The 18,193-nt window shown below is 61.2% G+C and carries 12 protein-coding genes, 1 tRNA gene and 2 rRNA genes; 6 read left to right on the forward strand and 9 right to left on the reverse strand.

What is annotated here, in order from left to right; genetic code table 11:
* Nucleotide 1: 1 nt before the first annotated feature.
* A complete protein-coding gene (locus EGY12_RS05345; RefSeq protein ID WP_123892807.1) occupies nucleotides 2-1,063 on the reverse strand; it encodes an ABC transporter substrate-binding protein in 1,062 nt (353 codons plus the stop codon).
* Nucleotides 1,064-1,256: 193 nt separating this feature from the next.
* On the opposite strand from EGY12_RS05345, the gene EGY12_RS05350 reads away from it, so the two are divergent.
* Nucleotides 1,257-1,967, forward strand: coding sequence for a UTRA domain-containing protein (locus tag EGY12_RS05350; RefSeq protein WP_123892808.1), 711 nt, complete (start codon nucleotides 1,257-1,259; stop codon nucleotides 1,965-1,967).
* Between the two features lie 37 nt (nucleotides 1,968-2,004).
* On the opposite strand, the gene metH is transcribed toward EGY12_RS05350, so the two are convergent.
* On the reverse strand, nucleotides 2,005-5,700 hold the full coding sequence (gene metH / locus EGY12_RS05355) for a methionine synthase (protein WP_123892809.1): 3,696 nt from the start codon (nucleotides 5,698-5,700) through the stop codon (nucleotides 2,005-2,007).
* 196 nt (nucleotides 5,701-5,896) lie between these two features.
* Between metH and iclR the strand changes: the two genes are divergently transcribed.
* From iclR to EGY12_RS05380, 5 genes are all read left to right on the forward strand, one after another.
* The gene (gene iclR, locus EGY12_RS05360) at nucleotides 5,897-6,727 is read left to right on the forward strand and encodes a glyoxylate bypass operon transcriptional repressor IclR (RefSeq protein WP_004936648.1); all 831 of its coding nucleotides are present in this window, start codon (nucleotides 5,897-5,899) and stop codon (nucleotides 6,725-6,727) included.
* A gap of 253 nt (nucleotides 6,728-6,980) precedes the next feature.
* Nucleotides 6,981-7,520 (forward strand): gluconokinase, encoded by a 540-nt coding sequence (gntK, locus tag EGY12_RS05365; protein WP_086580632.1) that lies wholly within the window; start codon nucleotides 6,981-6,983, stop codon nucleotides 7,518-7,520.
* Nucleotides 7,517-8,854 (forward strand): gluconate transporter, encoded by a 1,338-nt coding sequence (gntU, locus tag EGY12_RS05370; protein ID WP_123892810.1) that lies wholly within the window; start codon nucleotides 7,517-7,519, stop codon nucleotides 8,852-8,854. Before gntK ends, gntU begins: the two co-directional genes overlap by 4 nt.
* A gap of 98 nt (nucleotides 8,855-8,952) precedes the next feature.
* Nucleotides 8,953-10,767 (forward strand): phosphogluconate dehydratase, encoded by a 1,815-nt coding sequence (gene edd / locus EGY12_RS05375; RefSeq protein ID WP_123892811.1) that lies wholly within the window; start codon nucleotides 8,953-8,955, stop codon nucleotides 10,765-10,767.
* Between the two features lie 55 nt (nucleotides 10,768-10,822).
* Nucleotides 10,823-11,464 (forward strand): bifunctional 4-hydroxy-2-oxoglutarate aldolase/2-dehydro-3-deoxy-phosphogluconate aldolase, encoded by a 642-nt coding sequence (locus EGY12_RS05380; RefSeq protein ID WP_123892812.1) that lies wholly within the window; start codon nucleotides 10,823-10,825, stop codon nucleotides 11,462-11,464.
* Nucleotide 11,465: 1 nt separating this feature from the next.
* Here the strand turns inward: EGY12_RS05380 and aceK are convergent, their stop codons facing one another.
* From aceK to rrf (EGY12_RS05415), 7 genes are all read right to left on the reverse strand, one after another.
* Complete coding sequence (gene aceK, locus EGY12_RS05385) at nucleotides 11,466-13,220, reverse strand: bifunctional isocitrate dehydrogenase kinase/phosphatase (protein ID WP_123892813.1); 1,755 nt, start codon at nucleotides 13,218-13,220, stop codon at nucleotides 11,466-11,468.
* Nucleotides 13,221-13,290: 70 nt separating this feature from the next.
* Complete coding sequence (gene aceA / locus EGY12_RS05390; RefSeq protein WP_004936630.1) at nucleotides 13,291-14,598, reverse strand: isocitrate lyase; 1,308 nt, start codon at nucleotides 14,596-14,598, stop codon at nucleotides 13,291-13,293.
* Between the two features lie 41 nt (nucleotides 14,599-14,639).
* Nucleotides 14,640-16,238 carry a malate synthase A gene (aceB, locus tag EGY12_RS05395; protein WP_123892814.1) on the reverse strand — a complete coding sequence of 533 codons (1,599 nt, stop codon included), beginning with the start codon at nucleotides 16,236-16,238 and terminating at the stop codon, nucleotides 14,640-14,642.
* A 375-nt stretch (nucleotides 16,239-16,613) separates the two neighbouring features.
* Nucleotides 16,614-17,543 carry a homoserine O-succinyltransferase gene (metA, locus tag EGY12_RS05400; protein WP_123892815.1) on the reverse strand — a complete coding sequence of 310 codons (930 nt, stop codon included), beginning with the start codon at nucleotides 17,541-17,543 and terminating at the stop codon, nucleotides 16,614-16,616.
* A 200-nt stretch (nucleotides 17,544-17,743) separates the two neighbouring features.
* Nucleotides 17,744-17,859 (reverse strand): 5S ribosomal RNA (gene rrf, locus EGY12_RS05405).
* A 45-nt stretch (nucleotides 17,860-17,904) separates the two neighbouring features.
* Nucleotides 17,905-17,980 (reverse strand) — tRNA-Thr (locus EGY12_RS05410).
* Nucleotides 17,981-17,994: 14 nt separating this feature from the next.
* Nucleotides 17,995-18,110: ribosomal RNA gene (gene rrf, locus EGY12_RS05415) — 5S ribosomal RNA — on the reverse strand.
* Nucleotides 18,111-18,193 lie beyond the last annotated feature (83 nt).

An 18,193-nucleotide genomic window follows, 5' to 3' on the forward strand; every position in this document is an offset into this window, starting at 1 on the left:
CTCACTGCTGCATAAACATAATGACGTTTTCCTGCCACAGGCGCGGCAGCGTTTTGGCGCTCTGTTCCCAGGCCGCCGGATCGGCGATCGGGTGCGCGTTCTTGTACTGTTCGGCCGGCAGCAGCTTGGCCTTGACGTCGTCCGGCAGCGTCAAATGTTCGGCGCGGATCGGGCGGGCATAGCCGCGCGCCAGGTTGATCTGGCCGGCGTCGGAGAAGATGTATTCGCGCGCCAGCTTGGCGGCGTTCGGGTGCTTGGCGTATTTGTTGATGATGGTGGTGTAGCCGGAAGTGATCGAACCGTCCGACGGGATCAGCACTTCAAAGCGGGTTTTGTCGATCTGGTCGCGGTAGTTGAGGCCGTTGAAGTCCCACACCACACCGACCTGCACTTCCCCTTTCTCCAGAGAAGCGATCACCGGGTTACTCAGGCTCAGGCGGCCGGCCTTGGCCAGCTTGCCGAAGAACTCCAGGCCCGGCTTGAGGTTTTTTTCGTTGCCGCCCATGGCGTAGGTGGCCGCCAGCACGCCGCTGGCCGCCTGTGAAGCGGTGCCGACGTCGCCGATGGTGACCTGATAGCTGCCCTTCAGCAGATCGGCCCAGCTGTGCGGAATGTCTTTCACCTGCTGCTTGTTGATGATGAAGGCGATGGTGCCGGTGTAAGCCAGCGCCCAATGGCCGTCTTTGTCTTTCGCCCAGTCCGGCACCTGATCCCAGGTAGAGGGTTTGTACGGCTGCGTCACGCCCTTCTGCACCGCCACCGGGCCGAAGGCCGCGCCGACGTCACCGATATCCGCCGTGGCGTTGTTCTTTTCCGCATCGAATTTGGCGATCTCCTGCGCGGAGCTCATGTCGGTATCAACATGCTTCAGGCCGTATTTGCTCAACAGATCTTGCCAGGTGCCTTTCCAGTTGGCCCAGCTGTCCGGCATGCCGACGCTGTTGACTTCGCCTTCTTTTTTAGCGGCCTGCTCCAGCGCCGCCAGATCGGTATCCGCGGCCCAGCTCATCTGGCTGGATAACACGATGGCACTGGTTAACACAGAAGCGCACAAACGTTTCATAACTGATGCTCCAGGTGGTAGTGTGGGGAGGGCTGGACTAGTCCAGCAAGGACCAAACCAATCTAACGGACGAATGTGATAATTATATGTCAGCTTAAAAAAGCGACAGTTTTATCATCGATTGCAACGGCGAAAACGCGACGCTGGTCTACCTTAAGGGAGGCCAAACGCACTGAAACGGGACACCCGCTGTATGAGTGAAGCACCGACGACCGTAGCGACCATCTGCCAAACGCTGAACGCCCGCATCACCGCAGGTGAGTTCGCCGTAGACGGCAAGCTGCCCTCCGAACGCGCCCTGAGCGAACAGTTCGCCACCACCCGCATTACCTTGCAGGAGGCGCTCGGTCAGTTGGAGGCGCAGGGCGTCATCTACCGCCAGGTGCGGCGCGGCTGGTTCATCTCGCCCCCGCGTCTTATCTACAACCCGCTGCAGCGCAGCCATTTTCACGCCATGGCGCAGCAGCAGGGGCGCGCCGCCCATACCGAGGCGATCGACAGCGCGGTCGTCACGCTCGACGCGCCGCTGGCCGCCCGCCTGGCGCTGCCCACCGGCGCCGAGGCCTATCGCATTCGCCGGCTGCGCTACATCGACGGGCGCGCGGTGCTGTACTGCGAACACTACCTCAACCCGAGCTATTTCCCCGGCATTCTGGACGAAGATCTGACCCAGTCTCTGACCGCGCTGTACGCCGCGCGCTACGGCATCCACTACGGCCGGGTGCGTTTCGACATGCTGCCCACCCTGCTGCCGCAGCAGGCCGCCGCCATGCTGAAGGTGACCTACGGCAGCCCGGCGCTGTTCATTACGCGGGTGAACCGCGATCAGCACGATCGGGTGATCGATTGCGATCTGGAGTATTGGCGTTACGATGCGCTGCACATCGACGTGGAAGCGCTGTAAATGACAAGGGCGCATCGCTGCGCCCTTAAAGAGAAAATCAGTCGGCGTCGTAGCCGAGGTTAGGCGCCAGCCAACGTTCGACCTCGCTCACGCTCATCCCTTTACGCACCGCGTAGTCTTCCACCTGATCGCGCTGGATCTGCGCCACCGCGAAGTACTTGCTTTCAGGATGGCTGAAGTACCAGCCGGACACCGCCGCTCCCGGCCACATGGCGAAGGACTCCGTCAGCTCCATGCCGGTGTGACGGTTGACGTCCAGCAGCTGCCAGATGGTCGCTTTCTCGGTGTGCTCCGGGCAGGCCGGGTAACCCGGCGCCGGCCGGATGCCCTGATAGTTTTCGCGGATCAGTTCCTCGTTGCTCAGGCTCTCGTCGGCGGCATAGCCCCAGTGCAGCTTGCGCACCTGCTCATGCAGGTATTCGGCGAAGGCCTCCGCCAAGCGATCCGCCAGCGCCTTGACCATGATTTTGTTGTAATCGTCATGCTGCGCGTCGTACGCCGCCGCCAGCGCGTCCTCCTCCAGCCCGCCGGTCACCGCGAAGGCGCCGAAGTAGTCGGCCTTACCGCTGCTTTTCGGCGCCACGAAGTCCGCCAGGCAGTAGTTCGGGAAGTCGGTTTTTTCCGTCTGCTGACGCAGATGGCGGCTCACCGCCAGCACCTCGTCACGCCGTTCGTCGCGGTACACCTCCACGTCGTCGCCGACGCGGTTGGCCGGGAACAGACCGTAAACGCCGCGCGGGTTAAGGCTGCGCTCGGCGGCCAGTCGATCCAGCATCTGATTGGCGTCGTGGAACAGGCGCTTGGCCTCTTCCCCCACCACCTCATCTTCCAGGATTCGCGGATACTTGCCCGCCAGCGACCAGGTCATGAAGAACGGTGTCCAATCGATGTAGTGGCGCAGCGTCTCGATGCCGGCCGCCACCGGGAACACGCCGAGCTGCTGCGGCACCGGCGGCTGATAGCCGGCCCAGTCCAGCGCCATGGCGTTGGCGCGCGCCTTCTGCAAGTCGACCGGCGGCGTGCGCGGCTTTTTGCGCGCGTGCTGAATGCGCACCGTTTCATATTCTTTGCGGGTGCGCGCCACAAACTCGTCGCGCTGGGTGGCGGACAGCAGCGCCGACACCACGCCCACGGTGCGCGAGGCGTTCTGCACGTAGGTAGTCGGGCCGCTGTAGTTCTGCTCGATTTTCACCGCGGTGTGCGCCTTGGAGGTGGTGGCGCCGCCGATCAGCAGCGGCAGCGTAAAGCCCTGGCGCTCCATCTCTTTGGCCACGTTGACCATCTCGTCCAACGACGGCGTGATCAGCCCCGACAGGCCGATGATGTCCACGTTCTCCTCACGCGCGGTGCGCAGGATTTTCTCCGTCGGCACCATCACGCCCAGATCGACGATTTCATAGTTGTTGCACTGCAGCACCACGCCGACGATGTTCTTGCCGATGTCGTGCACGTCGCCCTTCACCGTCGCCAACAGGATTTTCCCCGCGGAGGTGCCCTGCTGCTTGCTGGCCTCGATGTACGGTTCCAGGTAGGCCACCGCCTGCTTCATCACGCGGGCGGATTTCACCACCTGCGGCAGGAACATCTTGCCCTCGCCGAACAGATCGCCGACCACGTTCATCCCTGCCATCAGCGGCCCCTCGATCACTTCGATCGGGCGTTCGGCCTGCTGCCGCGCTTCTTCGGTGTCCAGCTCGATAAACTCGGTGATGCCCTTCACCAGCGAATATTCCAGCCGTTTCTCCACCGGCCAGCCACGCCACTCCGCCTGCTGTATCGCCGCTTCGCCGTCTTTGCTGCCACGGTACTTTTCCGCCAGCTCCAACAGACGTTCGGTGCCGTCTTCGCGACGGTTGAGGATCACGTCCTCTACCGCCTCGCGCAGCTCGGTAGGTAGATCGTCATAAATCGCCAGTTGCCCGGCATTCACGATGCCCATGTCCATGCCGTTGCGAATGGCGTGATACAGGAACACCGCGTGGATCGCTTCTCGCACCGGATCGTTGCCGCGGAACGAGAACGACACGTTGGACACGCCGCCGGAAATCATCGCGTGCGGCAGGTGGGTTTTGATGTCGGCACAGGCTTCGATAAAGTCGACGGCGTAGTTGTTGTGCTCTTCGATACCGGTGGCGACGGCGAAGATGTTCGGGTCGAAAATGATGTCTTCCGGCGGGAAACCGACGCGTTCGGTTAAAATTTTATAGGCGCGGCGACATATCTCGAACTTGCGCTCGCGGGTGTCTGCCTGGCCCACTTCGTCGAACGCCATCACCACCACCGCGGCGCCGTAGCGGCGCACCAGCCTGGCGTGGTGGATAAAGGCCTCTTCTCCCTCCTTCATCGAGATCGAGTTGACGATGCCCTTGCCCTGGATGCACTTCAGGCCTTTCTCGATTACCGACCACTTGGAGGAATCGATCATGATCGGCACCCGGGCGATATCCGGCTCGCCGGCGATCAGGTTCAGGAAGCGCACCATCGCCGCTTCGGCGTCGAGCATCCCCTCGTCCATGTTGATGTCGATGATCTGCGCACCGCTCTCTACCTGCTGACGCGCCACGTCGAGCGCTTCGTTGTATTTCTCTTCTTTGATCAGGCGCTTGAATCGCGCCGAGCCGGTGACGTTGGTACGCTCGCCGACGTTGACGAACAGGGTGTTGGCGTCGATGGTCAGCGGCTCCAGACCGGCCAGGCGGCAAGCGACCGGGATCTCCGGCAGCCGGCGCGGCGGCACGCCCTCAACCGCGTTGGCCATCGCGGCGATGTGTTCCGGCGTAGTGCCGCAGCAGCCGCCGATGATATTGAGGAAGCCGGCCTGCGCCCACTCCCCGACCTGTCGCGCCATCTCAGCCGCATCCAGGTCGTACTCGCCGAAAGCGTTTGGCAACCCGGCGTTAGGGTGCGCTGTGACGTAGGTCTCCGAGATGCGCGCCAGCTCGGCGACGTACTGGCGCAGCTCATCCGGCCCCAGGGCGCAGTTCAGGCCGAAGGTCAGCGGCTTGACGTGGCGCAGCGAATTGTAAAACGCTTCGGTGGTCTGGCCGGACAGGGTGCGGCCGGAAGCGTCGGTGATGGTGCCGGAAATCATGATCGGCAGTTCCACTCCCAGCGCTTCGAATTCGGTTTCTACCGCAAACGCGGCGGCTTTGGCGTTAAGGGTGTCGAAGATGGTTTCGATCATGATCAGATCAACGCCCCCCTCCACCAGTGCGCGGGTCGATTCGCGGTAAGCCGTCACCAGTTCGTCAAAGGAAATATTGCGGAACGCCGGATCGTTGACGTTCGGCGAGATTGACGCAGTGCGGTTGGTCGGCCCCAGCACCCCGGCGACGTAGCGCGGTTTTTCCGGCGTGCGCGCCGTCCATTCATCGGCGCAGGCGCGCGCCAGGCAGGCGGCCTGATAGTTAATCTCGGCGGACAGCGACTCCATGTGGTAGTCGGCCATGGCGATGGTGGTGGAGTTGAAGGTATTGGTCTCAAGGATATCGGCGCCCGCCTCGAGGTAGGCATAATGAATGGCGGTGATCACCTCCGGCTTGGTCAGCACCAGCAGATCGTTATTGCCTTTCAGATCGCTGCCCCAGTCGGCGAAACGTTCGCCGCGGAAATCGCGCTCGTCCAGACGGTAGCTCTGGATCATGGTGCCCATGCCACCGTCTAACACCAAAATGCGCTGCGCTAACTGGCGGCGCAGTTGTTCTACTCGATTTGTCACTGTAACCCCTTCCATTGCCATCCAGCCCATCACTCAACTGCCGCAAAAAACAACGAATCATCCTAGCACAGCTTGTAGGGACAAAGGGGGAGACGACAATTGAGAGTTTTTCAGGTTGTGCGCCAACACCTCCGATGAGCTGGCGGCGACTTGCAATTCATCGACAAAAAACGAAAATGAATTCCATCATACGGAAAAAGGAATCTCACCCATGGCCACCCCTGCTCCCGCCAAACGCGGCAAGAAGCCCCGCGCAGCAGCCCCGGCCGCCAGTGCGGCGACCGGCCAGGTACAATCGTTGACTCGTGGCCTGAAGCTGTTGGAGTACATTTCGGAAGCCCAGGGCAACGTGGCGCTGACCGATCTGGCCCAGCAGGCCGGCCTGCCGAACTCCACCACTCACCGCCTGCTCACCACCATGCAGCAGCAGGGATTCGTGCGCCAGGTCGGCGATCTCGGCCTGTGGACCATCGGCTCGCACGCCTTTGTGGTCGGCAGCAGCTTCCTGCAAAGCCGCAACCTGCTGGCGATGGTGCATCCGACGCTGCGGCGCCTGATGGAAGAGTCCGGCGAAACCGTCAACCTGGCGGTGCTGGATACCAGCGAGTACCAGGCGATCATCATCGATCAGGTGCAATGTACGGCGCTGATGCGCATGTCGGCGCCGATCGGCGGCAAACTGCCGATGCACGCCTCCGGCGCCGGCAAAGCGTTCCTCGCCACCCTGCCGGACGATCAGGTGACCAAACTGTTGCACAAGAAAGGCATGCACACCTACACCCCACATACCCTGACGCCGCACAACCTGAAAGAGGGGCTGGCGCAGATCCGCAAACAGGGCTTCTCCTTTGACGACGAAGAGCACGCGCTCGGCCTGCGTTGCGTGGCGGCCTGCATCTTCGACGAACACCGCGAAGCCTTCGCCGCCATCTCCATCTCCGGCCCGGTGTCGCGCATCACCGACGATCGCGTAATCGAGCTGGGTGCGCTGGTGATCCACGCGGCGAAAGAGATCAGCCTGGCCTACGGCGGCGTGCGCTGATCCAGCCCATCCGAGGGGCGCCCCTGCGCGCCCTCTCACCTTATCCCTTGCTCTGTTGTCAGCATGTAACAGGCTATCGGCATCCTGTTTAGCACACGGGAAAAAAGCTTGAAGCCGATCACAGTTAACGATCCTCACGGCGAAAGCCCATTGCAACCGCTCAAACTTCCTTCGACAATGTTACCGATAACATGTTACCGGTAACAATCAAGCTGAACGAAGGTAACGTCACCCGGTGTTTTGGAGCCAAGCCATGACCAACAATCAAAATCGCATTTACGTCGTTATGGGCGTTTCCGGCAGCGGCAAGTCCGCCGTCGCCGCCGCCGCGGCCCGCCAACTCTCCGCCGGCTTCCTCGACGGCGACTTCCTGCACCCGCGCAGCAATATCCTGAAAATGGCCGCCGGGGAAGCGTTGAACGATGACGATCGCGCCCCGTGGCTGGCCGCGCTCAACGACGCCGCCTTCGCCATGCAGCGCACCAACAGCGTGTCGATCATCGTCTGCTCGGCGCTGAAAAAGCAGTATCGCGACCGCCTGCGCGCCGGCAACGGCAACCTGTCGTTCATCTATCTGCACGGCGAGTTCCCGGTGATCGAATCCCGCCTGGCGGCGCGTAACGGCCACTTCTTCAAGCCGCAGATGCTGGTGACCCAGTTCGCCGCGTTGGAGCAGCCGGGCGCCGACGAAAGCGACGTGATGGCGATCGACATCAATCAGCCGCTGGACGCGGTGATCGCCGATACCGTGCGTCATATCCAGAGCTTCCTGCCGCAGGACGTGTGCGCGTGAGTACCGTTACGCTGGTCGGTACCGCAGTCGGCTCGGTTTTACTGCTGTTATTCCTGGTGATGAAGGCGCGCATGCACGCCTTCGTCGCGCTGATGCTGGTGTCCATCGCCGCCGGCATTTTCTCCGGCATGCCGCTGGAACACATCGCCGACACCATGCAAAAAGGCATGGGCGACACGCTGGGCTTCCTGGCGATCGTGGTGGCGCTGGGGGCGATGTTCGGCAAAATCCTGCATGAGGTCGGCGCGCTCGATCAAATTGCGGCGCAATTGCTGAAACGATTCGGACAAAGCAAGGCGCACTACGCGCTCGGCATCGCCGGGCTGATCTGCGCGCTACCGCTGTTCTTCGACGTGGCGGTGGTGCTACTGATCGGCATCGTGTTCGCCGTGGCACGCCGCACCGACGGTAATATCGTCAAACTGGCGATCCCGCTGTTCGCCGGCGTGGCCGCCGCCGCCTCCTTCCTGCTGCCGGGGCCGGTGCCTATGCTGCTGGCTTCGCAGATGAAAGCCGACTTTGGCTGGATGATCGTCATCGGCCTGGTGGCGGCAGTGATCGGCATGCTGATCGCCGGCCCGCTGTACGGCAGCTTTATCAGCCGCTTCGTCAACTGGCCAATGCCGCCGGAAGAGAACGAGCCGACGCTGACCAAGGGCAATCTGCCTTCGTTCGGCTTCAGCCTGGCGCTGGTTCTGTGCCCGCTGGTGCTGGTTGGCATGAAAACCATCGGCGCGCGGCTGGTCACTCCGGGTTCGCAGCTGCAGCAGTGGCTGGAGTTTATCGGCCACCCGTTCACCGCCATCCTGCTGGCCTGTCTGATCGTGATTTACGGCCTGGCGAAACCGCGCGGCATGAGCAACGAACAGACGCTGGCCATCTGCTCCGCAGCCGTACAACCGGCCGGGATCATCCTGCTGATGACCGGCGCCGGCGGGGTATTCAAACAGATCCTGGTGGATTCCGGCGTAGGGCCGGCGCTGGGTGACGCCATGATCGGCGCCGGCCTGCCGATCGCCGTGGCCGCCTTTGCGCTGTCCGCTATGGTGCGGGTGATTCAGGGCTCGGCCACCGTCGCTTGCCTGACCACCGTCGGCCTGGTGCTGCCGGTCACCAGCCAGCTCGGATTGAACGGCGGGCAACTGGCCGCGCTGGCCATCTGCATCGCCGGCGGCTCCATCGTGCTGAGCCACGTCAACGACGCCGGCTTCTGGCTGTTCGGCAAATTCACCGGCGCCAACGAACTGCAAACGCTGAAAACCTGGACGGTGATGGAAACGATTCTGGGCAGCGTCGGCGGCGCTATCGGCATGATTGCATTCACGATGTTTTAAATCCTAAATCGCCCCCGGCCTTGCACACCAGGGCTGCAAATCACCACCGGGGGCACCGCCACAGGCGGCGACTATAACAACAGCAATGTGAGGAAGGCATGATTAACCCAACCTTGTCCCGTGTCACACAGCGCATCATCCACCGTTCCCAAGCCAGCCGTGCCGCCTATCTGGCGCGCATCGAAGCGGCCCGTTCCCAAACCGTCCACCGCGCACAGCTGGCCTGCGGCAACCTTGCCCACGGCTTCGCCGCCTGTCAGCCCGATGACAAGACGGCGCTGAAAAACATGGTGCGCAGCGATATCGCCATCATCACCGCCTACAACGACATGCTGTCGGCCCACCAGCCGTACGAACACTACCCGCAGCGGCTGAAACAGGCGCTGCAGGCCGTGGGCGCCGTGGGCCAAGTGGCCGGCGGCGTGCCGGCAATGTGCGACGGCGTGACGCAGGGGCAGGACGGCATGGAGCTGTCGCTGATGAGCCGTGACGTGATCGCCATGTCGGCCGCCGTCGGCCTGTCGCACAACATGTTCGACGGCGCGCTGTTCCTCGGCATCTGCGACAAGATCGTGCCCGGACTGGTGATGGCCGCCCTCTCCTTCGGCCACCTGCCCGCGCTGTTCGTGCCGGCCGGCCCGATGAGCAGCGGTTTGCCCAACAAGGAAAAGGTGCGCGTGCGCCAGCTGTACGCCGAAGGCAAGGCCGACCGTCTGGCGCTGCTGGAAGCCGAGGCCGCTTCCTATCACGGCATCGGCACCTGCACCTTCTACGGCACCGCCAACACCAACCAGATGGTGATGGAAGTGATGGGCCTGCACCTGCCGGGCGCCTCCTTCGTGCATCCGGATACGCCGCTGCGCGATGCGCTGAACGACGCCGCCGCGCGCCAGGTGACCCGACTGACCGACACCGCCGGCAACTACCTGCCGATCGGCCGCCTGGTGGACGAGAAAGTGGTGGTGAACGGCATCGTCTCGCTGCTGGCCACCGGCGGTTCCACCAACCTGACCATGCATCTGGTGGCGATGGCGCGCGCAGCGGGCATCATCATTACCTGGGACGATTTCTCGGAGCTGTCGGAGGCGGTGCCGCTGCTGTGCCGCATCTATCCGAACGGCCCGGCCGACATCAACCAGTTCCAGGCCGCCGGCGGCGTGCCACTGGTGGTGCGTGAGCTGTTGCAACACGGGCTGCTGCACGAAGACGTGCACACCGTGGCCGGTTTCGGCCTGCACCGCTACACCCAGGAACCTTGGCTGGACAACGGCCAGCTGGTGTGGCGCGAAGGGGTGACCGACTCGCTCGATGCCAGCGTGATCGCCAGCGTCGCTCAGCCGTTTGAGCATCACGGCGGCACCAAAGTGATGGCCGGCAATCTGGGCCGTGCGGTGATGAAAACCTCGGCGGTGCCCGCCGACAATCAGATCATCGAAGCGCCGGCGGTGGTGTTCGACAGCCAACACGACATCGTGCCGGCGTTCGAAGCCGGCAAGCTGGATCGCGATTGCGTGGTGGTGGTGCGCTTCCAGGGGCCGCAAGCCAACGGCATGCCCGAACTGCACAAGCTGATGCCGCCGCTGGGCGTGCTGATGGATCGCGGCTTCAAAGTGGCACTGGTGACCGACGGCCGCCTGTCCGGCGCCTCCGGCAAGGTGCCTTCCGCCATTCACGTCACCCCGGAAGCCTATACCGGCGGCCTGCTGGCGAAAGTGCGCGACGGCGATCCGATCCGCGTTAACGGCCGCAGCGGCGAGCTGCAGGTGTTGGTCGACGCCGACGAACTGGCGCGGCGCACGCCTTGCCAACCCGACCTGAGCGCGGAACACATCGGCTGCGGCCGCGAGCTGTTCGGTGCGTTGCGCAGCCAGCTGTCCGGCGCCGAACAGGGCGCCTGCTGCATCAAATTTTAATCGATAGCCTGGCCGCATCGCCGCCTGGCGGCGGCCACACGGGAGAACATCAATCATGAACAAGTGGAAAACAAGCGCCGAGCAGATCCTGACGGCGGGACCGGTGGTACCGGTCATCGTGATCAACAAACTGGAACATGCGGTGCCGTTGGCGAAAGCGCTGGTCGCCGGCGGCGTGCGGGTGCTTGAGGTGACGCTGCGCACCGCCTGCGCCATGGACGCCATTCGCGCCATCGCCCAAGAAGTGCCGGAAGCGATCATCGGCGCCGGTACCGTGATCAATCCCCAGCAGCTGCGTGAAGTGACCGAGGCCGGTGCGCAGTTCGCCATCAGCCCGGGGCTGACCGACGAGCTACTCAAGGCGGCCACCGCCGGGTCCATTCCGCTTATTCCGGGCATCAGCACCGTTTCCGAGCTGATGCTGGGCATGGATTACGGCCTGCGCGAGTTTAAATTCTTCCCGGCGGAGGCCAACGGCGGCGTAAAAGCGCTGCAGGCGATCGGCGGCCCGTTCCCGCAGGTGCGCTTCTGCCCGACCGGCGGCATCTCGCCGGACAATTACCGCAGCTATCTGGCGCTGAAAAGCGTGCTGTGCATCGGCGGCTCCTGGCTGGTGCCGGCGGACGCGCTGGAAAGCGGCGACTACGCCCGCATCACCGAACTGGCGCGCACCGCCGTCGCGGGCGCTCAGGCCTGATTTACATCGCAGCGGTGGCGGCCGGCAGCGCCGCCCCGCTGCGCTGGCTGAACCGCTGCTTCTTGCGGTAAGCGAACACGTCTTCCACGTGCCCCTCGCGGATGCGCTGCTGCAACCCGCGCCAATACTCAGCCGTAAACAGATCGCTGTGCAGCTCTTCAAACACCTGCCGAATGCGCCGATCGCCGCACAGGAAGTGGCGGAACTCCTCCGGGAACACGTCGTTGGGCGCGATGCTGTACCACGGCTCACTGGCCAGCTCGTCCTCCGGATAACGCGGCGGCGGAATGTCGCGGAAGTTAACCTCGGTCATGTAGCAAATTTCGTCGTAGTCGTAGAACACCACCCGCCCGTGGCGCGTCACGCCAAAGTTCTTGAACAGCATGTCGCCGGGGAAGATATTGGCGGCGGCCAGCTGCTTGATGGCATTGCCGTACTCTTCGATCGCATCGCGCATCTGCTGGTCGTTGGCCTGCTCCAGATACAGGTTCAGCGGCGTCATGCGCCGTTCCATATACAGGTGCTTAATCACGATGCGGTCGCCGAGATCTTCCAGTTTGCCCGGCACTTCGCGCTGCAGTTCCGCCAACAGCGCCGGGCTGAGGCGCGCCTTGTCGACGACGAAATTCTCGTACTCCTGGGTATCCGCCATTCGCCCGACGCGATCGTGCTCTTTCACCAGCTGATAGCAGGCCATCACCTGCGCCTGCGTCACCTCTTTTTGCGGGGCGAACTCGTCCTTGATCACTTTGAATACCCGATCGAAGGACGGCAAGGTGAACACCAGCATCACCATGCCCTTCACCCCCGGCGCGATGATAAATTGCTCCTGCGACTGCGCCATAAAGGTCAGGTATTCGCGATAGCATTCGGTTTTGCCGTGCTTCTGGCAGCCAATCGCCATGTACAGCTCGGCGGTGGTTTTGCCCGGCAGGATCTCGCGCAGCCACTCCACCATCGCCGCCGGCAGCGGCGCGTAGACCATGAAATAAGAACGAGCGAAGCCGAAGACGATGCTGGCCTCGGCCTTACCGGTCAGGCAGGCGTCGATAAACAGCGCGCCCGACTCGCTGTGGTGGATCGGCAGCAAGAACGGATACACGCCGTCGGCCAGGCGCAGCTTGCCGACCAGCCAGGCGGCCTTGTTGCGGTAGAACAGTTCGTTGGCGATCTGAAAAGTCGCCCCCGCCAGCTGCTGCGGGCTGAAGGCGCGTTGTAGCGCCTGAGTGATGTAATGAATGTCGCGCGTCAAATCCTCCCACGGCAGCCGCAGCGGCAGATCGCTCAGCACGCTGCGCAGCATCGCCGGCAGATCGCCATTGGGAGTGAAATCGCGCGCCAGTGGACGCGGAATGTCGCGAAAGCGCCGCTCCGGCTGCGAACTGAAGACGAACAGCTTGTCCGGCGTCAGATCGCGATGCTTGAACAGCCGGCAGTAGACTGAGTTAAAGAAGCTTTCGGCGATCTCGAAACGCGGATAGTCCGGCAACAGGTCGATATAGACCGCTTTGACCCGGCTGGGGAAGTCGGCGTCGAAGTATTTCTGCCCGGTGATGCATTTGAGCTGCTCCACCACCAGGCCGACGTGATGGTCATACAGATGGATGCGCTTTTTCATCGCCTGCTGCACCGCCGGCCAGTCAGCCTGCTCGAAGCGCTGCTGCGCGCCGGCGGTCACTTCCAGAAAACGGCCGTACTGCGCATCGAAGCCCTGCAGGATTGTCTGTGCGATCAACAATTCCAGTTTTGCCGCCATCCTTACCCCCCGCCAGAAAAAGAAGCCTGCGCATGCAGGCTCCGGGTGAAACGTCTTCAAGCTTGCCGCATCAGAACTGCTGTTCTTCCGTCGAACCGGTCAGCGCGGTGACCGAAGAGGCGCCGCCCTGAATGATGGTGGTGACTTTGTCGAAGTAACCGGTGCCCACCTCTTGCTGGTGCGACGCGAAGGTGTAGCCGCGATCCACCGCGGCGAACTCGGCCTGCTGCACCTTCTCGACGTAGTGTTTCATGCCCTCGCCCTGCGCATAGGCATGCGCCAGGTCGAACATGTTGAACCACATGCTGTGGATGCCCGCCAGCGTGATGAACTGATACTTGTAGCCCATGTCTGACAGCGCCTGCTGGAAGCGAGCGATGGTCTGGTCGTCAAGGTTCTTCTTCCAGTTGAACGACGGCGAGCAGTTGTAGGCCAGCAGCTTGCCCGGGTATTTGGCGTGGATGGCGTCGGCAAAGCGCTGAGCGGCATCCAGATCCGGCGTTGAGGTTTCGCACCACACCATATCCGCGTAAGGGGCGTAAGCCAGGCCGCGGCTGATCGCCTGCTCGACGCCGGCATGGGTGCGGAAGAAGCCTTCCGCCGTGCGCTCACCGGTGACGAAAGCGCTGTCATACGGATCGCAATCGGAGGTCAGCAGGTCGGCCGCATCGGCGTCGGTGCGGGCGATCACCAGCGTCGGCACGCCAAGCACGTCGGCCGCCAGGCGCGCGGCGACCAGTTTCTGGATCGCTTCTTGCGTCGGCACCAGCACTTTGCCGCCCATATGGCCGCACTTCTTCACCGCCGCCAGCTGGTCTTCAAAGTGCACCCCGGCGGCGCCGGCGGTGATCATCGCTTTCATCAGCTCGAAGGCGTTCAGCACGCCGCCGAAGCCGGCTTCCGCATCGGCGACGATCGGCAGGAAATAATCGGTGTAGCCTTTGCTGCCCGGCTCAATCTGGTTAGCCCATTGGATCTGATCGGCGCGGCGGAAGGTATTGTTGATGCGCTCGACAACCTTCGGCACCGAGTCCACCGGATACAGCGACTGGTCAGGGTACATGGCCGCCGCGCTGTTGGCGTCCGCCGCCACCTGCCAACCGGACAGGTAGATAGCCTCGACGCCGGCTTTGGCCTGCTGCAGCGCCTGGCCGCCGGTGAGCGCGCCCAGGCAGTTCACGTAGCCTTTGCGCGCCTTGCCGTTCAACAATGCCCACAGTTTGGCGGCGCCGTTTTGCGCCAGAGTGCATTCCGGGTTGACCGAACCGCGCAGGTTGATCACGTCTTCGGCGCTGTAAGGGCGGGTAATGCCTTCCCAACGGGCCGATTTCCATTCCTGTTCCAGCTGCTGGATCTGTTGAGAGCGAGAGGTAGACATAATTTTTATCCTTTCAGTCGTGTAGGGTTGATTGGGTAAATTCAGGCCAGCAGCTCATAGCCGGGCAGCGTCAGGAAATCGATTAATTCATCTTGCGTGGTGATACGCTCCATCAGGCGCGCCGCCTCTTCGAACCGGCCGGCGTTAAAGCTCGCTTCCCCCACTTCTTCACGCACCACCAACATCTCTTCTTGCAACATCTGGCGGAACAGCGCCTTGGTGACCGGACGCCCGTCGCTCAGGCTCTTCTCGTGGTGGATCCACTGCCAGATCGACGTACGGGAGATCTCCGCCGTCGCCGCATCTTCCATCAAACCGTAGATCGGCACGCAGCCGTTGCCGGAGATCCAGGCTTCGATGTACTGCACCGCCACGCGGATATTGGCGCGCATCCCTGCTTCGGTACGCTCACCGTCGCACGGTGCCAGCAGCTGTGCAGCGCTGATCGGCGCGTCTTGCTCACGCAGCACCTCCAGCTGGTTTTGGCGATCGCCCAATGCTTTGCCGAACACCTCCATCACCGTGTCCGCCAGCCCCGGGTGCGCCACCCAGGTACCGTCATGGCCATTGCGGGCCTCCAGCTCTTTGTCCGCCCGCACCTTGTTCAACACCCAGGCGTTTTTCTCGGCGTCTTTGCTCGGGATAAACGCCGCCATGCCGCCCATGGCGAACGCGCCGCGCTTATGACAGGTTTTGATCAACAGACGCGAATAGGCGCTGAGGAAAGGTTTATCCATGGTCACCGACTGACGATCCGGCAGCACGCGATCGCCATGATTCTTCAGCGTTTTGATGTAGCTGAAGATGTAATCCCAGCGGCCGCAGTTCAGGCCGACGATGTGGTCGCGCAGGTGGTAAAGAATTTCGTCCATCTGGAACACCGCCGGCAGGGTTTCGATCAGCACGGTCGCTTTGATGGTGCCGCGCGGCAGATCGAAACGATCTTCGGTAAAGCTGAAAACATCGCTCCACCAGGCCGCTTCTTCCCAGGACTGAGTTTTCGGCAGATAGAAATACGGGCCGCTGCCCTTGGCCAACAGTTGGCGATAGTTGTGGTAGAAGTACAACGCGAAATCGAACAGGCCGCCGGGAATGGCTTCATCACGCCACAGCACGTGTTTTTCCGGCAAATGCAGGCCGCGCACGCGAGCGATCAATACCGCCGGGTTCGGTTTCAACTGGTAGATTTTGCCTGCTTCATTGGTGTAGGAAATGGTGCCGTTAACCGCATCGTGCAGGTTGATTTGGCCGTCGATGACTTTGTCCCAGCTTGGCGCCAGCGAGTCTTCGAAGTCCGCCATGAACACTTTTACGTTGGCGTTAAGCGCATTGATCACCATCTTGCGCTCGACCGGCCCGGTGATCTCGACCCGGCGGTCACGCAAATCTTGCGGAATACCGCGGATCTGCCAGTCACCTTCACGAATGGAAGCGGTTTCCGAAATAAAACCCGGCAGTTCGCCGCGATCAATATGTTGCTGCCAGCGAACACGCGCCGCCAGCAGGTCGTTGCGCCGCGGCGTGAACTTCCCCACCAGTTCCGCCAGGAATTCAATCGCTTCATCCGTTAACACCTGGCGCTCCGCTGCGGCGAAACCCTGCGTAAACCTTAACTCCGTGCCTGCTATCTGTTGCGTCATGACCTTGCTCCTTCCCATCGTTGCGCCCGAATGACCGGCGCCTTTTCATCAGAAATCACTGTGGATCAGGGCGGATGAAACGATCCCAAACTGGTCAGATCTCATCCCGATAGCTCTAAGAATACTCAACAAAAAATAAAAATCAAAAACCATTTCCATTTTATTATAAAAAATTTATTTAACACTTTATTATCAATTGGTTATATAGAATAACAATAAAGACAGGTAAGGAAATCGCTTCCACCAATGCAACACAGAGGCGCTAATACTTTGTTTAACAATGGATTTTAGGGAGATATGATGGGGGAAAAAGTGGATCGTACAGAGGATCAGCGGTGCGGCGGCCTCGATTCAGCCGCCGGCAGGTAAAAAAGATCAGTCGAGCGTCGGATTCATATGGCGCAGATCATACGGCGTGATCTGGTAGACGTAATAGTTGAGCCAGTTGGAAAACAGCAGATGCCCATGGCTGCGCCAGGTGGCTTTCGGTGTCAGTGCAGGGTTGTCATCGGGGAAGTAGTTGAGAGGAATGACAGGATCGAGGCCGGCTTCGTTGTCGCGACAATACTCTCCTGCCAGGGTCAACGCATCATACTCCGGATGGCCGGTGACAAACGCCAGGCGCTTGTCCCTGCTGGCGAACAGGTAGGCGCCAGCCTGTTCGGATTCGGCCAGAATATCCAAGTCGGTATATTGGCGAATCACCTCGGTCGGGAAATCAGCATAGCGAGAATGCGGCGCCAGGAAGCTTTCGTCGAAGCCGCGCGTCAGCAACGCATGCTGCTGCAGCGTTTGGTGCGGATAAACGCCGGAGAGTTTCACCTCGCGCGTCATTTTGGGAATACCATACAGAATATTCAACGCCGCCTGTACCGCCCAGCATACGAACAGCGTGGAGGTAACGTGGTTCTTGGCCCAGTCGATCACGCGCTCGATCTGTGGCCAGTAGGCAACATCGCAAAAATCGACCAGCCCCAGCGGCGCGCCGGTGACGATCAGGCCATCGAAATTCTCGTTCTGGATATCCTCGAAGTCGCAGTAGAAGTTGTTCAGATGCTCGGCCGGCGTATTCTTCGATTCGCGGCTATCGATACGCAGCAGCTGGATATCAATCTGCAGCGGCGAGTTGGACAGCAGGCGCAAAAACTGGTTTTCCGTTTCGATCTTCTTTGGCATCAGGTTGAGGATCAGCACTTTCAGTGGCCTGATTTCCTGTGTTTTTGCCCGTGAGGATGTCATCACGAAGACATTCTCATGGCGCAAGAAATTGACCGCAGGTAACTCATCAGGAACACGAATCGGCATTGCTTAACCCTCACACATCCATTTATACGTTTAGACTTCTAGATGCCCGAAGATAGCGTTTTTTTCCGTCGATGTCGAGCATTCGGCGGAAAGGTGAAAATGTTTCATTGCGCGCTCTGCGCCAAGGTATGAGTAGGGGGAGTAAAGGGACTGAAAAGCAAAAAGGCCATCCTTTCGGATGGCCTCTTGGCTTATTTGATGCTTGGCAGTGTCCTACTCTCGCATGGGGAGACCCCACACTACCATCGGCGCTACGGCGTTTCACTTCTGAGTTCGGCATGGGGTCAGGTGGGACCACCGCGCTATTGCCGCCAAGCAAATTCTTTTTTCTGCCGAACTTCTAAACCCACTTTAAATAAAGTGGTGCTGATACCCAGAGTCGAACTGGGGACCTCACCCTTACCAAGGGTGCGCTCTACCAACTGAGCCATATCAGCACGCTTAATTTGATGCCTGGCAGTGTCCTACTCTCGCATGGGGAGACCCCACACTACCATCGGCGCTACGGCGTTTCACTTCTGAGTTCGGCATGGGGTCAGGTGGGACCACCGCGCTATTGCCGCCAGGCAAATTCTGTTTCATTCCAACCGCTTCACTCTCATGAAGCCATCAGAACCAATCTGTAAACAAGCTGAATATTGTCCTGGTCT

The organism is Serratia sp. FDAARGOS_506, assembly GCF_003812745.1.
GTDB lineage: Bacteria > Pseudomonadota > Gammaproteobacteria > Enterobacterales > Enterobacteriaceae > Serratia.

Bases quoted from the DNA above. Each gene is read 5' to 3' on its own strand.
- EGY12_RS05345 (WP_123892807.1), bottom strand. From the start codon at position 1,063: ATGAAACGTTTGTGCGCTTCTGTGTTAACCAGTGCCATCGTGTTATCC.
- iclR (WP_004936648.1), top strand. From the start codon at position 5,897: ATGGCCACCCCTGCTCCCGCCAAACGCGGCAAGAAGCCCCGCGCAGCA.
- gntK (WP_086580632.1), top strand. From the start codon at position 6,981: ATGACCAACAATCAAAATCGCATTTACGTCGTTATGGGCGTTTCCGGC.
- aceB (WP_123892814.1), bottom strand. From the start codon at position 16,238: ATGACGCAACAGATAGCAGGCACGGAGTTAAGGTTTACGCAGGGTTTC.
- metH (WP_123892809.1), bottom strand. From the start codon at position 5,700: ATGGAAGGGGTTACAGTGACAAATCGAGTAGAACAACTGCGCCGCCAG.
- edd (WP_123892811.1), top strand. From the start codon at position 8,953: ATGATTAACCCAACCTTGTCCCGTGTCACACAGCGCATCATCCACCGT.
- EGY12_RS05350 (WP_123892808.1), top strand. From the start codon at position 1,257: ATGAGTGAAGCACCGACGACCGTAGCGACCATCTGCCAAACGCTGAAC.
- EGY12_RS05380 (WP_123892812.1), top strand. From the start codon at position 10,823: ATGAACAAGTGGAAAACAAGCGCCGAGCAGATCCTGACGGCGGGACCG.
- aceK (WP_123892813.1), bottom strand. From the start codon at position 13,220: ATGGCGGCAAAACTGGAATTGTTGATCGCACAGACAATCCTGCAGGGC.
- aceA (WP_004936630.1), bottom strand. From the start codon at position 14,598: ATGTCTACCTCTCGCTCTCAACAGATCCAGCAGCTGGAACAGGAATGG.
- metA (WP_123892815.1), bottom strand. From the start codon at position 17,543: ATGCCGATTCGTGTTCCTGATGAGTTACCTGCGGTCAATTTCTTGCGC.